Raw genomic sequence first — 13,894 nt, 5'->3', positions numbered from 1 at the left:
CATGGGATCGCTCGCTCGGCGATCACTGTGACGTGCTCATTCTCACGAACTTCGCTTCCTGCAGGCTCCTTGCCAGGAACGCGGTATTATCGTCCGGGTCGTCCGAGGGCTCCTGGAAGGAAATGTGATCGATTTCCAGGCCGGCCTTCTGGTCGGCAATCGTCAGACGCGCGTAGACGGACACGCCCCGCGGCTTGATTTCGAGGTCGAGGACAACCTCGGGCTGACCGCTCCATTCCAGTTTATAGTCGCCTCCCGCGCCGAAACTCACCGTTCCCGGATGGAAATACAGCTCGGCTGCGGACGAGACGAGATCGGCGAGGCTGCTGTAGCACTCCAACCGGAGAAGCGAGATAAGGTCACCAGCGTCGAGAAGACGCAGCTCGGTGGCCACCGGGCTGATTGCTTGAGCGACGATTTCTTCCCGTTCGGTGGAATAGGTGCATTTTTTCATGGCGCTCAGCGTGTCCGTTTCTTGAGCGACCGGGACGCGTAGACCCGGTGCACGAGTTCTGCCACCGCCTTGTAGAAGGCAGGTGGGATAACACTATCCACCGAGACTTGCGCAAACATGGAGCGAGCCAGAGGCGGATCTTCGAAAACGGGGATGCCGTTCGACTCCGCGATTTCGCGAATCTTGAGAGCAATCAGGTCCTGACCCTTGGCCACCACCACCGGAGCATCGTTTTCCTCGCGCACATAACGCAGCGCAACGGCATAATGGGTCGGGTTGGCGATCACCAATGTGGCGCGCGGCACATTGTTGATCATGCGCCGGCGGGCCCGGTCGCGCGCAACCGATCTCTGACGCGACTTGACGATCGGGTCACCCTGAGCCTGCTTGTATTCGTCCTTGACCTCCTGCTTGGTCATCTTGAGCTGCTGGTACCAGTGATAGCGTGTCCAGATCACGTCGACCGCAGCCAGCACGCCCGTGGAAAGCATGACGACGATCACCATCTTGCTAACGATCGAGCTCAGCTTGACGAAAATCACCTGGGGATCGGAGAACATCGCGTCGAGCGAGGCGAAATATTCTCCCCGGAGGGTGAAATACATGATGAGCGAGACGATCAGGATCTTGAAGATCGATTTGCCGAACTCCACAAATCCCGGAACGCTGTAGATACGGGTGAAACCCTTCACCGGCGAGATACGAGACATCTGCGGCCGTACCCTCTCGAGCACCATCGACGGCATATTCTGGGCGAAGGAAGAGGCCAGTCCGAAGATGATGAAGAGCAGCATGGCCGGCACCAGGAAGGCCGCCACAGCCCAGCCGAGATGGGCGCTCAGCGAGACGACGTCGGGAGAGTTTTCAAGCCGCCACTGATCCGGTTGCTCGAAGAGGTCCTTCAGCGTTTCGCCGATCCTCGCGACACTCGAAGGAAGAAAAAAGACAAGAAAGACATAGAAGGCGAGGATCGACGCAAACAGCGGCACCTCGCGCGAGACGGGCAGATTGCCTTTCTCGGCCGCCTCCGTCATTCGCTTGGCGGTCGGGTTTTCTGTTTTACTGTCTTTATCTTCGTCCGACACGGTTCAGGACCAATCGACCAATTGCGGGGACGCGGCTCAAACGAATCGTCCGCCGCCACCGACTATCTTAATCGATCGCCAGCTAGCCGCGAATCGAGTCAACAAAAAGACTGTGGGCGAGCGGGGTCGGATTGCATACGTGCAAACGAAAACGGAGCGGTCGCCCGCTCCGGTCTCTTCCTCGTGCACTGCTCGTGATCAGGCCGCTTCCGCAGGCTTCTCGTCGTCCTTCTTCTCTTCCTTGAGAAGGATTTGTCCGGAATTGGCGAGCCGGATCGCTTCCTGCGCCACCGCGCGGCGGGCGATTGCCACTTCCCGAGGGTTGAGGCTGGCGGGCTGAACCTGAAGATCGCTTTCGATCATGCGGCGTTGGCGGGGGCTGATGGCAGAGAGCACGCATTCCTTGATCTCGTTGCTCGCACCGCGAAGCGCCATGGTCAGGATGTCCGATGCGACGTCGTTCAAAAGCAGGACACGGCTGCGCTGCGGCATGTACAGCAGGTCTTCGAAGAGGAAGATCTTCGGGCGGACCTTGTTGACCGATTCCTTGCTGATCGTTTCGAGCGAGTTGAGCAGCGTGTCGACCTGGCTCTTCTCGAGTTCGTTCATAAGTTCGGCAACCTTGTTGGAGCCGTTGGAGTTGCGCTCTGCGTCGACGGCGGCAATCAGTTCGACCACGCGGTTTTCGATGATCTGCGCTGCCTTCGGGCTGACTTCCTTCATGTTGACCGCGCGATTCATGACATCGGCGCGGCGGCTGTCGGGAAGCTGCAGCAGTACTTTCGCACCGAAACTCGACGGCATCTGAGAGAGAATGTAAGCGATTGTCTGCGGATGTTCGCGTGACAGGAACTTGCCGATGAATGCCGGCTCGGCATCCTGCAACCGGTCCCAGATGTTGGCTTCGTAACCCTGGAATGCGGCGCGGCGCCCAAGCAGCCCGTCCACTTCTTCCGGGGTCAAGCCGGCTTCGAGAATGCCCTCGATTGCCGCGGCATTGTCCATGAGGCCGGTGCCTTCGGTGAACAGGTCCTCGAATTCGTTCACGAGCTGAAGAAGTTCATCCGGGGGAATCGTCCGCAATGTCTGCGCCGATGCGATGATGTTCTGCAGCTCACTCTGGGTAAAATACTTGAGAAGTTTGCCGGCGATGCCCTTGCCCATGGCAAGCAGAACCGCCGCAGCCTTTTCGGCCTGGGACAACGGTTTTGTAGAGAGCGCGCTACCGCCGAAATCCTCAAAGTCCATCATGGTCTTCCCTCTCTGTCCCGAACAGGGATCAGGTTCTTCTCGTGCTCAGTACTTCCGTCAGTTTGACACCGAAGCGCGTGTCGTCATTTTCAAGGACGGTGATCTCGCCCTTGCCGATGCGGCGGCCGTTGACCATGATTTCCACCGGTTCGCCAATTCTTTTGTCGAGCGCGATCGTGGCGCCCTCTTCAAGGCTCATCAGGCCGGAAACCTGCATACGGCTGGTGCCCAGCACGATCTCGACGTCGATCGGGATATCCATGATCAGATCGAGATTTGCGTTCAGGGCGCTGCCCGGCTCTTGATAACCCGTACTTGCAGAAGAGCTGCCGAAATCGCTGCCGCCGAAACTGCTGTCGCCGCCGAAGGTAGTACCGCCGGCAAAATCAGCACCGCCGCCGAAGCTATCGGTCTGTGCTTCGAAGCCGCCGCCAAAGGCAGGAGCGTCTGCTGAAAAATCGCTGGTCCCCGACGCGCCAAAATCGGCGTCGAAGCCCGGCACACCGCCGTCGGCGTCAGCCTTCAAGACGCCGCGCAGATCGTCGATGGCCTGGTCCAGTTCGACTCCATTGTCGAGAGGCATCAGCGCGTCGTCTTCGGTGAGAGGTGTCTTCTTCGTAGCCATGCGGTCATTATTCCTGTTGAAACTTGCGTCAGCCTGCCCTGCCGAAGTGTACAGGCCGGTGCGGGTCTAACCTATCAGATGCCTGAGAATCTCGTCGTCCGTGCTGATATTATCCTTTACGCGGACTGTATAACGTTCGCCCGATCGCCCAAATTCGCACGAGTACATGTCTTTGCCATTGGCACTGACCTGGACGCGGACATCCCGCTTGTCCTGGAAGGCGATCACGTCGCCGGCCGCCAGCCGGGAGATCGTGCCCAGAGTAAGTTTCTGCAGGCGAATACGGGCTTCCAGCGTTACATTCGAGCGGCGCACCTGGTCATTCATGCGGTCGGTCCATTCTGGTTTCGCCTTCGGAGCCTGGTTTTTCGCCTTGGGAGTCGTCACCTTGGTTTTGAGAAAGGCGCGCTGCGGAATGACGAGAGCGAATTCCGAGGTGGTCGAACCGAGTTCGAACGCCATTCGGATTGCTACGCCAAATTCAGGGCGGGTAACGTCTTCCGGCTTCGGTCGGTCCTCAGCGTTGTGAGGACGCTCGAGGCTTGCCTCAAAACCGCCCGGCGCGTTGACGCCGGAGCGGAGTACGTTGGCAATCCGTTCGAAGACCATCACGGCGAGATCCAGTTCGATCTCGGACAGCGGACGATCGATCGGCTGGGTAATCGTTTCGGGTGCAGCTCCCAGCATCAACTCCATGAGAGCGATGACGAAGCTGTTGCCGCAGGCAAGCACGAAGTTCGGACACCAGTTGCGAAGGCTGCCATCGGTCAGCGCGAATCCGTCGCCGAGATCGGCGACAAGGTCGTTCATCAGGCCGGAGGTGCAGCTGACATAGGACACGCCGATGCGGATGCCGGTTTCGCTGTGAAAGACATCCGGCAGGAACTCCATGTAGAGTTGGGCAAATTCGCTGCTGATCTTTTCGACGGTCCTCTTGTCGCCAAGTCCGCCGGTCAGTTTCGCGAGAAGCGCCAGATCCATTCCCGGCGCGAGGGTTGGGGTCGTTTCACTAGTCGTCATCATGCCGCCTTTTCACCGCCAGGATTCATCATTTCCTGCTCGACCGAATCGATCGAAGGGCGTTCTTTGTTGGAGATTGTCTTGCGTCCGTATTCCAGCGCGACCTGCGGCACGGAACCGTTCATGTAGGCAAGCAGGGTCTGCTTGACGATGATGTAGAGGCGCTGCTGCTTGCCGCGCACGATCTTGATCTGCGAGCAGATGGGATTGCAGACGCAGTACGACAGGAAGATGCCGAGCATGGTGCCGACGAGTGCCGCGCCGATCAGGCCGCCGAGAACCTCGGGGGACTCGTTGATCTTGCTCATCGCCTTGATGACCCCGAGAACGGCCGCGATGATACCGATGGCAGGAAAGGAATCCCCGACCGCGGTAATCGCGTGATAGGGCTTCATCTTGTCCTGGAACATCGTGTCCAGCTCTTCGTCCATCAGCGCCTCGATCTCATGTGAACGGGCATTGCCGATGATGATCAGGCGGACATAGTCGCAGATGAACGCGGTCAGTTCCTTGTTCTTCAGCACCGTCGGGGCGGTCTGGAAGATCGACGATTCGTCTGGATTGTCGATATGCGCTTCGATTTCGTTGCGCGACTTGGTTCGCAGGTCCCGCATCAGAGAATAAAGCACGCCGAGGACGTCGAGATAATTGCGTTCTTTCGGCACTGCATTCTTCAAGGCTTCACCAAGCGCCTTGCCCGAATCCTTCACGACCTTCATCGGGTTGCCCATAATGAACGCGCCGACGCCTGCACCGCCGATGATCATGAGCTCGAAGGGCTGAACGAGAACGTCAACGTGGCCGCCCATGGCCATGAAGCCACCGAGGATACAGCCAACCGAGATGATAAAGCCGATAATAATATTCATCGTGAACCTGTGCCGATCGTTTTCGTTCGGTTTTGGGATACGGTCTCTGGCTTGCGTGAGGCTGGCTCTCGGCGCTTTGAACGAAGGGGAGCCGGACAGCTTCGCGCAAGTCTTTGCGCATAGTTCTCGCCAGGATCGGACCGGATTGCCCGCTCCACAGACTTTGGTGAGCCATCGTGATCACGACCTATACCAGCTATGCCATGATCAGCCGCGACCTGCCGAAATCGCTGGCGCGGGTCGCAGAAAAGCCGGATGTTGCGCGCGAGACGGAATATTACCTTTCCAAGATCGGCAGCATCAAAACCCTCGACGATTTCATGGCCGATACGCGCGTCTATAACTACGCGCTGAAAGCCCACGGCCTGGAGGATATGGCTTATGCCAAGGCCTTCATCCGCAAGGTCCTGGCTGAAGGTACCGATGCAGATACCGATTTTGCCAACAAGCTCTCCGATAGCCGCTACGCTTCGCTGGTGGAATCTCTGAACTTCGCAGCCCATGGCGCGGCTGCGACATCCTTCGAAAAGGCCCAGAAGGGCGTCGTCGACAAATTTCAGCGTCAGACGCTGGAAGAAGAGGCAGGCGCGGAAAACATGGGCGTGCGTCTTGCGCTCTATTTCGAGCGTATGGCGCCGACCATCAAATCCGGCATGGAAATCCTGGCGGACGATGCTCTCTCGGAAGTAATGCGGACCACTCTGCAGTTGCCCGATGAGATCGTTGGCACGGACCTCGACCGACAGGCAAAATATATCGAAGAGGTCGTCGATATCGAGGATTTCCAAGATCCGGCCAAGGTCGGCAAATTTCTCGAACGGTTCACCGCCATGTGGGAGCTGGAAAACCCTTCCGAAAGCTACGACCCGGCAAGCCTGTTCACCTCTTCCTCGAGCGGGATTTCCACCGATCTCCTGATCTCGATCAATAATTTGAAACTCGGAGGCAAATGATATGCAGTCCGGACTTTACGTCGGCATTTCTTCGCAAATCGCGCTCGAGCGCCGCTTGAACACGATCGCCGACAACATGGCCAACATGAACACCGTCGGGTTTCGCTCGACGGAGGTCAAATTTGACGAAGTTCTGAGCAAGACCCAGAACGACCTTAACGCAAAGGTGGCCTTCGTTACGCAGGGTAACGACTATCTGTCGACGCGCACAGGAGAGCTGCAGCGCACCGGCAATCCTCTGGACTTTGCGATCAAGGGCGATGCCTGGTTTGCCATCGACACGCCGGCGGGTCAAGTTCTCACCCGGGACGGCCGTCTCACCATGGATGAAGCCGGCCAACTTCGATCCAGCCGGGGTTATCCGGTCCTGGATGCAGGCGGGGCACCGATCCAGCTCAACCGTGACGGTGGACCGCCGACAGTCGGGGCTGACGGCATCATCATGCAGAACAACCAGCCAGTCGCCACTCTCGGTCTTTTCACCGCCGACATTTCCAAGGGCTTCGTTCGCTATGAGAACGAAGGGGTTATTCCGACCGACAATCCGCAGCCCGTTCTGGAAGGCATGCAGAATTCCGTGGTGCAGGGTTACGTCGAACAGTCCAACGTCAACGGCATCAGTGAGATGACCCAGCTTATCCAGGTCAATCGTGCCTTCGAAAGCATTTCGGCTCTGATGCGCGACAGCGAAAACTCGATGAGCTCCGCCATCAAGACGCTCGGCGGATCCAACAGCTAATAGGAAAGACAGCCCACCATGATGGAAGCGGCTATCCTCGATGCAGTCAACGGCGGCAAGCTTGCGCAACTTGCAGGGCTTGTAGGGCGCTATGCCAACCCTGCCTTTTCTGTCGCGCATGGTGGTCATGTCAGGACCATCGCCGCAGGACACTATACCGTTGCCGGCCTTTCGAAGCATGTGCGGCTTGGCGAATTCGTCGCTCACCGCAGTGCGACCGGTATTCATCTGGGCGAGGTCGTTCGTGTCGAGCCGGATATCGTCTATGTCAGCCCGATCGAGCCGGGCGAACCGATCGGCATCGGAGACACCGTCATCCGCAAAGGCGCTTTTCGGGTCGCTCCGGACGATAGCTGGTGCGGCCGGACGATCAGCTCGCTTTGTGAGCCGATCGACGGCAAGGGGCCGATCTCCAAAGGTCACAATCCCCGTTCTATCGCCAACACCGCGCCACCCTCGATGACGCGCAGCCGCGTCGAGACCGGTTTCAAGACCGGCGTCAGGGCAATCGATATCTTCTCGCCGCTCTGCCTCGGTCAGCGTCTCGGCATCTTTGCCGGTTCCGGTGTCGGTAAATCGACTTTGCTGTCCATGCTTGCTCGGGCCGATGCCTTCGACAAGGTGGTGATCGCGCTGGTCGGCGAACGTGGCCGCGAAGTGCGTGAATTCATTGAGGATACGCTTGGCGACAACATGGCGAAATCGATCGCTGTCGTCGCGACCAGCGATGAAAGCCCGATGCTGAGGAAAATGGCGCCGCTGGTTGCCATTACGATTGCGGAGCACTTCCGGGATCAGGGCGACAACGTGCTGTTCATCGCCGACAGCGTGACGCGTTTTGCCCATGCCATTCGGGAAGTCGCCGTCGCGTCGGGCGAACCGCCGATCGCCCGTGGCTATCCGGCGTCGGTGTTTACGGAATTGCCGCGCCTGCTGGAGCGCGCGGGTCCGGGCGTCGAGGGAACGGGCACGATCACCGCAATCATCTCGATCCTCGTCGACGGCGATAACCACAATGACCCGATTGCGGACTCTACCCGCGGTATTCTGGACGGGCATATCGTGCTCGACCGTTCGCTTGCAGAGGAAGGGCGCTATCCGCCGATCAATCCGCTTGCCTCAATCTCACGTCTGGCCCGAAAGGCGTGGACGGATGACCAGGAAAAGCTGGTCGCACGTCTGAAATCGCTCGTGCATCGCTACGAGGAAACGCGCGACCTGCGCCTGATCGGGGGTTATCGCGCCGGCAGCGATCCGGACCTCGACATGGCGATCAAGCAGGTGCCGGTCATCTATGAGGTCCTGAAACAGACGCCGGGGGAAAAGCCGGCTCTCGACGCCTATGCGGACCTGGCGAACGCACTGCGGGCTGCTGCGGGGCAGGGCACTCCGCCATCCGCCATAGCAAGAAGGTGATTGTGGGATGAGCGACTTACACCACGAAGACGAGGCCGCACCTCCGCACAGAACGCCAAAGGCCGCCTCGCGGCTTGGCGACAAGATCCTGATTGCCGTTGGTGTGGCGCTTGCAGCGGCCTCCGCTTCTTTCCCCTGGTATGTCTTCTTCAACGAGGAGAAGTTCGGCATCCGCACCACGGAGCTCGGACGCACTCGTGACCTGCCTCCTGGCGCGGGACGTCCGGTCGTCAATGTCTCGCCGCTCGCCATGACGGACAGCTCCAAGGAGGACTGGCCGGCTCCACCCGAACCTACCGATGCTCTGACGACCGCCACCACCTCATCGGTGGGCGAAGCGCGTGACAGGGGTGCTTTTCGCGAAGAGCAGCCGTTTCCGGGAAAGAGCGGCTTCAAGCTGCTGCATGTCGCCAACGGCCGTGCTTTGATCGAGGACGGCGCGGGCATGTACATGGTCCGCGTCGGTTCGATCCTGCCCGATAACAGCAAGCTCGCCACGCTCGAGCAGCGTGACGGCAAATGGGTGATCATCACATCCACGGGACAAGTCTATCAGGACACGCAAACGTCGCGACCGTAAGTCCGACGCAAGGTTACCAGCCTAGGCTTCAGGCAAATAATGGAGAGAAGCCTATGCAACCGATTCAGCTCTTTGAAATGGCATCACGTCAGGCCGAGTGGCTTTCCGTGCGCCAGGAGGTGGTTGCAGGCAATATCGCGAACGCCAATACGCCGAAATATAAGGCGAAGGACGTATCGCCCTTCGATGCCGTCCTCGAGCAGACATATGTTCCGATGGCTCGCACCCATGCCTCCCACTTCGCTGCAAACAACATCAGCGACGAGGTCGAAATCAAGGAATCGGAACTGAACGAAGAGATCGGCGTCCAGGAATCCGGCAATACCGTCTCGCTGTCCGAAGAGCTGTCGAAGACGGGTGAAATCAAGCGCCAATACGAACTGAGCACAGGTCTGGTGAAGTCGTTTCACAGCATGATGCTGATGATAGTTAAGAGGTAAGCAAATGGATCCGCTTTCAGCCTCGCTGAAGATCGCTGGATCGGGAATGGAAGCACAGGCGACCCGCCTGCGCATCGTTTCCGAAAACATCGCCAACGCCCGCTCGACCGGAGATACGCCCGGTGCGGACCCCTACCGTCGCAAGACGATCACCTTCGGTGCCGAACTCGACAAGGCAAGTGGCGTCGACGTGGTGGAGGTCGAGAAGCTCGGCGTCGACAATTCGAAATTCGCTCTGGAATACGACCCGGGCAACCCGGCTGCAGACGAGAAGGGCATGGTCAAGATGCCCAACGTCAACATGCTGATCGAGATGGCGGACATGCGCGAAGCCAATCGCTCCTACGAAGCCAACATCCAGACCATCAAGCAGACGCGCGAATTGATCGCTGCGACGATTGACCTTCTGAAGGCCGGACAATGATCGAAAAAATTCAAAACGTTAGCTCTCTTTCGCTCGGCAACGGCATCGATGAGATCGGCTCCACGACGGGATCGGCGCTCGGCACGACATCGCTGACGCCCGGCGAGAATACCGGCATGAACTTCGCCCAGGTTCTGGGCGACATGGCGACCGACACCATGAATAGTCTGAAGGGCGCCGAAGCAATGTCCTTCAAGGGGATACAGGGCAAGGCTAACACCCGTGAAGTCGTCGATGCGGTGCTGGAAGCACAGCAATCGCTTCAGACGGCCATGTCGCTCCGCGACAAGATCGTCTCGGCCTATCTCGAAATCACGAAAATGCAGATCTAAAGTTTTGAGGACGAAGACATGAGAGCGCTTTCCGTCGCAGCAACGGGCATGGATGCCCAGCAGACCAATCTCGAAGTCATCGCGAACAACATCGCCAACATCAACACCACGGGCTATAAACGCGCGCGTGCCGAGTTTTCCGATCTGCTTTATCAAAGCGAGCGGGCTCAGGGCGTTCCGAACCGTGCCAACCAGGCGATCGTGCCGGAAGGCGCCAATATCGGTCTTGGCGTGCAAACCTCCGCCGTTCGTAACATCCACACCCAGGGTGAACTGTCGCATACGGAAAACGACCTCGACGTCGCGATAGTCGGCCGCGGCTGGTATCAGGTCCAGTCTCCGGACGGCACGACGCTCTACAGCCGCGCCGGCGCCTTCAACAAGAATGCGCAAGGGCAGCTCGTCACGATCGACGGTTATGCGATCGTGCCGAACATCACCTTTCCGGCGGATGTGAGTGAAACCCAGATCACCCGTACCGGCCAGGTCATGGTCCGCGTCGGTAGTTCCAGCGATTTCACCGAAATCGGTCAGTTGACGGTTGCCAACTTCGTGAACGAGGCCGGCCTCCAGCCGCTCGGCGACAACCTGTTTGCACAGACCGCGGCATCCGGCGAGCCGATCGTTGCCGCGCCGGAAGATCCAGGCTTCGGTTATCTGAAGCAAGGTTATCTGGAATCGTCGAACGTCGATGCCGTCAAGGAAATCACCGACCTGATTTCAGCCCAGCGTGCTTACGAGATGAATTCCAAGGTCATTACCACCGCGGATGAGATGGCGCAGATCGTCAGTAAGAACCTGAAATAATAACAGGAGACGGGAGACATGAGGTTTCGCCGGAAGAATGCGATCGGGGCCAGGCTGGCTATGCCTTTGCTGGCTGCTCTCCTTGCCGGAGCGGGTTCGCCCGCTCTTGCCGGAATGGGAACGGCGGTCGTGCCGACCTCGACCATCTATCCGGGCGAGGAAATTTCCGCCGGCAAGGTCGAAGAGGTCGAGGTCACCAATCCGAATCTCTCGGGCGATTACGCCCGCTCCTCCCAGGAAGTTGTCGGCATGGTAGCCAAGCGTACCCTGCTGCCGGGGCGAACCATTTCGGTCTCTGCGTTGCGCGAGGCATTTGCCGTGACGCGGGGTTCCTCTGTCCGCCTGACCTTCTCAATCGGCAACATGACCATCTCGGCCTCGGGTTCGCCGCTTGAGAATGCCGCGGTCGGCGATGTCATCCGCGTGCGCAACACCGATTCGGGCGTCACGGTCAGCGGCACCGTCATGGCTGACGGCACGGTACAGGTGATGGCGAAATGAAAAAGAACTGGCTATTCCCCGCTCTTGTCCTGATGGGATCGCTTCTATGGGCGGTGCCGGCATCCGCCGATAACGCGCGCATCAAGGATATCGCCTCACTGCAGTCCGGCCGCGACAACCAGCTTATCGGTTACGGCCTCGTCGTCGGTCTTCAAGGGTCCGGCGACAGTCTGCGCTCCTCTCCATTTACCGATCAGTCGATGCGCGCGATGCTGCAGAACCTCGGCATCTCAATGCAGGGCAGCCAGGCGAACGCCAAAAACGTCGCCGCTGTAATGGTGACGGCGAACCTGCCCCCCTTCGCAAGCCCGGGCAGCCGCATCGACGTCAATGTCAGCTCCCTCGGCGACGCCACCTCTCTGCGCGGCGGCACCCTGGTCATGACTTCGCTTTCCGGCGCTGACGGCCAGATTTACGCGGTCGCCCAGGGCGCCTTGATCGTTTCCGGCTTTTCCGCCCAGGGTCAGGCCGCGACGCTGACCGAAGGCGTTACGACTGCCGGCCGCGTTCCAAACGGTGCCATCATCGAGCGTGAACTGCCGTCCAAGTTCAAGGACTCGGTCAATCTTGTCCTGCAGCTGCGCAATCCCGATTTTTCGACAGCGGTACGAATTGCCGATAGCGTCAACGCCTTTGCGTCCCGCCGCTACGGCGGTCCGGTTGCGGAACCGCGCGACAGCCAGGAAGTCATTGTCCAGAAGCCGAAATCTGCGGACCTGACCCGTCTGATGGCCGAGATCGAAAATCTGGTGGTCGAGACCGATACCCCGGCAAAAGTTGTCGTCAACGAGCGCACCGGCACGATCGTCATCGGGGCGGATGTCAAAGTATCCCGCGTGGCGGTGAGCTACGGCACCCTGACCGTGCAGGTCACAGAAACACCGCAGATCGTTCAACCTGAGCCTTTCTCCCGCGGCGAGACCGCAGTTCAGGAGCAGACGGACATCATGGCTATGAAGGATGGCGGGCAGGTCGCGATCTTGAACGGCCCTGATCTGCGGACCCTTGTGGCCGGCCTCAACAGCATCGGCGTCAAGCCGGATGGTATTATCGCCATCCTGCAGGGCATCAAGTCTGCCGGTGCCCTTCAAGCGGAGCTCGTCCTGCAATGACCGAGACCCTGTTCACCATATCCGTATCCAAGACGCTTGCACGACGTGTCCTGACGGCAGCGGCGGTCCTTACGTTGGTCTCCCAGGTGGGTGCGCAACAGCCGGCGACGATTTCTGAAGCGTCCACCAACGACGAGATCCAGAAGTTCTGCACCAACATCGCCGATGCGGCGCGGGACCAGCGTTATCTGCTGCAGAAGCAGGAGCTCGAAAAGCTGCAGGCGGACGTGGACGCCCGGATAGAGGCGCTCGAGCAGCGCACCGCCGAATACCAGGACTGGCTGAAGCGCCGCAACGACTTCCTTGCGCGCGCCCAGGCCGGCCTCGTTGATATGTTCAAGACCATGAAACCCGACGCCGCGGCTCCGCAGCTCCAGGAGATGCGAATGGAGATTGCCGCGGCGATCATCATGCAGCTCCCGGCGCGTCAGTCCGCTCTTTTCCTGAGTGAAATGGATCCGGAAAAAGCCGGCATGATCTCCACGATCATTTCCAGCGCAACCGATCCGAATACCTCGAAAGCACGTCCCAATACTCCGAAAGCGCCCTCATGACGAAACGCATTCAAGCCATCATGGCCGTTCTCCTTCTGGCCGGCTGCCAAAGCCAGACGATCAGGGAGATCGGCAATGCGCCGTCGATGAGTCCGATCGGCAGCGGCCTGCAATATGCGCAGACGCCGCAGATGTCCTCCTATCCGAAGCAGCCGCGGCAGCTTGCAAGCGGCTATTCGCTCTGGAGCGATAGCCAGGCGGCGCTGTTCAAGGATGCACGTGCGCTGAACGTCGGTGACATCCTTACGGTCGACATCAAGATCAACGACAAGGCGACCTTCGACAACGAGACCGAACGCAGCCGCACCAACTCGACCGGGCTGAAATGGGAGCTCGGCGTGAGCAACCTCTTCGGCTGGACGCCGGAAGCGGAAGCGACCGGCGACCTTGGGTCGAATTCGAGCACGGATTCGGAAGGAAAGGGCAAGACGAAGCGGTCCGAATCCCTCAAGCTGCTGGTCGCGGCAGTGGTCACCGGCATTCTCGAGAACGGCAATCTCCTGATCAGCGGTTCTCAGGAAGTCCGCGTCAACCACGAGATCCGCATCCTGAACGTCGCAGGCATCGTGCGGCCCCAAGATGTCGATTCGCAGAACACGATCTCCTACGACAAAATCGCCGAAGCCCGCATCTCCTACGGCGGCCGCGGCCGTCTGATGGAAGTTCAGCAGCCTCCGGTCGGCCAGCAGGTGGTCGACCTGTTCTCGCCCTTCTGACGGTATCGTATAGAGA

General features: G+C 59.2%; 18 protein-coding genes. 12 read left to right on the top strand and 6 right to left on the bottom strand.

Going from position 1 to position 13,894, the window contains the following annotated elements:
• Positions 1–22: 22 nt before the first annotated feature.
• The 6 genes from EDE05_RS01290 to motA form a co-directional block, all read right to left on the bottom strand.
• The gene (locus EDE05_RS01290) at positions 23–454 is read right to left on the bottom strand and encodes a hypothetical protein (RefSeq protein ID WP_105370634.1); all 432 of its coding nucleotides are present in this window, start codon (positions 452–454) and stop codon (positions 23–25) included.
• Between the two features lie 5 nt (positions 455–459).
• Complete coding sequence (gene flhB, locus EDE05_RS01285; protein ID WP_105370635.1) at positions 460–1,539, bottom strand: flagellar biosynthesis protein FlhB; 1,080 nt, start codon at positions 1,537–1,539, stop codon at positions 460–462.
• Positions 1,540–1,737: 198 nt separating this feature from the next.
• Complete coding sequence (gene fliG / locus EDE05_RS01280; RefSeq protein WP_105370636.1) at positions 1,738–2,790, bottom strand: flagellar motor switch protein FliG; 1,053 nt, start codon at positions 2,788–2,790, stop codon at positions 1,738–1,740.
• Positions 2,791–2,818: 28 nt separating this feature from the next.
• A complete protein-coding gene (fliN, locus tag EDE05_RS01275) occupies positions 2,819–3,415 on the bottom strand; it encodes a flagellar motor switch protein FliN (protein ID WP_134099554.1) in 597 nt (198 codons plus the stop codon).
• Positions 3,416–3,481: 66 nt separating this feature from the next.
• Positions 3,482–4,435: a FliM/FliN family flagellar motor switch protein gene (locus EDE05_RS01270; protein WP_166675412.1), complete on the bottom strand. Its 954-nt coding sequence runs from the start codon at positions 4,433–4,435 to the stop codon at positions 3,482–3,484.
• A complete protein-coding gene (gene motA, locus EDE05_RS01265) occupies positions 4,435–5,304 on the bottom strand; it encodes a flagellar motor stator protein MotA (RefSeq protein WP_105370638.1) in 870 nt (289 codons plus the stop codon). The genes EDE05_RS01270 and motA overlap by 1 nt, the downstream gene beginning before the upstream one ends.
• 176 nt (positions 5,305–5,480) lie before the next feature.
• On the opposite strand from motA, the gene EDE05_RS01260 reads away from it, so the two are divergent.
• Genes EDE05_RS01260 through flgH form a run of 12 tightly spaced genes read left to right on the top strand, consistent with a single transcriptional unit; the run spans position 5,481 to position 13,878 of the window.
• Complete coding sequence (locus tag EDE05_RS01260) at positions 5,481–6,257, top strand: DUF1217 domain-containing protein (protein WP_166675411.1); 777 nt, start codon at positions 5,481–5,483, stop codon at positions 6,255–6,257.
• Position 6,258: 1 nt separating this feature from the next.
• The gene (flgF, locus tag EDE05_RS01255; protein ID WP_132408557.1) at positions 6,259–6,996 is read left to right on the top strand and encodes a flagellar basal-body rod protein FlgF; all 738 of its coding nucleotides are present in this window, start codon (positions 6,259–6,261) and stop codon (positions 6,994–6,996) included.
• Positions 6,997–7,014: 18 nt separating this feature from the next.
• Complete coding sequence (gene fliI / locus EDE05_RS01250; protein WP_105370640.1) at positions 7,015–8,412, top strand: flagellar protein export ATPase FliI; 1,398 nt, start codon at positions 7,015–7,017, stop codon at positions 8,410–8,412.
• Between the two features lie 7 nt (positions 8,413–8,419).
• Positions 8,420–8,992, top strand: coding sequence for a flagellar protein (locus tag EDE05_RS01245; protein ID WP_105370641.1), 573 nt, complete (start codon positions 8,420–8,422; stop codon positions 8,990–8,992).
• Between the two features lie 53 nt (positions 8,993–9,045).
• On the top strand, positions 9,046–9,432 hold the full coding sequence (gene flgB, locus EDE05_RS01240) for a flagellar basal body rod protein FlgB (protein ID WP_112797268.1): 387 nt from the start codon (positions 9,046–9,048) through the stop codon (positions 9,430–9,432).
• A gap of 4 nt (positions 9,433–9,436) precedes the next feature.
• Positions 9,437–9,856, top strand: coding sequence for a flagellar basal body rod protein FlgC (gene flgC, locus EDE05_RS01235; protein ID WP_105370643.1), 420 nt, complete (start codon positions 9,437–9,439; stop codon positions 9,854–9,856).
• Complete coding sequence (locus tag EDE05_RS01230; RefSeq protein ID WP_105370644.1) at positions 9,853–10,188, top strand: flagellar hook-basal body complex protein FliE; 336 nt, start codon at positions 9,853–9,855, stop codon at positions 10,186–10,188. Before flgC ends, EDE05_RS01230 begins: the two co-directional genes overlap by 4 nt.
• An 18-nt stretch (positions 10,189–10,206) precedes the next feature.
• A complete protein-coding gene (gene flgG, locus EDE05_RS01225) occupies positions 10,207–10,995 on the top strand; it encodes a flagellar basal-body rod protein FlgG (RefSeq protein ID WP_105370645.1) in 789 nt (262 codons plus the stop codon).
• A gap of 60 nt (positions 10,996–11,055) precedes the next feature.
• On the top strand, positions 11,056–11,496 hold the full coding sequence (flgA, locus tag EDE05_RS01220) for a flagellar basal body P-ring formation chaperone FlgA (RefSeq protein ID WP_245505065.1): 441 nt from the start codon (positions 11,056–11,058) through the stop codon (positions 11,494–11,496).
• Between the two features lie 32 nt (positions 11,497–11,528).
• Positions 11,529–12,608 carry a flagellar basal body P-ring protein FlgI gene (locus EDE05_RS01215; protein WP_245422753.1) on the top strand — a complete coding sequence of 360 codons (1,080 nt, stop codon included), beginning with the start codon at positions 11,529–11,531 and terminating at the stop codon, positions 12,606–12,608.
• Positions 12,605–13,162: a MotE family protein gene (locus tag EDE05_RS01210; RefSeq protein WP_105370648.1), complete on the top strand. Its 558-nt coding sequence runs from the start codon at positions 12,605–12,607 to the stop codon at positions 13,160–13,162. Before EDE05_RS01215 ends, EDE05_RS01210 begins: the two co-directional genes overlap by 4 nt.
• Positions 13,159–13,878: a flagellar basal body L-ring protein FlgH gene (flgH, locus tag EDE05_RS01205; protein WP_105370649.1), complete on the top strand. Its 720-nt coding sequence runs from the start codon at positions 13,159–13,161 to the stop codon at positions 13,876–13,878. The genes EDE05_RS01210 and flgH overlap by 4 nt, the downstream gene beginning before the upstream one ends.
• Positions 13,879–13,894 lie beyond the last annotated feature (16 nt).

It is taken from the genome of Neorhizobium sp. R1-B (genome assembly GCF_004368875.1).
Classification (GTDB): Bacteria; Pseudomonadota; Alphaproteobacteria; order Rhizobiales; family Rhizobiaceae; genus Neorhizobium; species Neorhizobium huautlense.
This window is presented reverse-complemented; position numbering and strand designations above follow the sequence as displayed.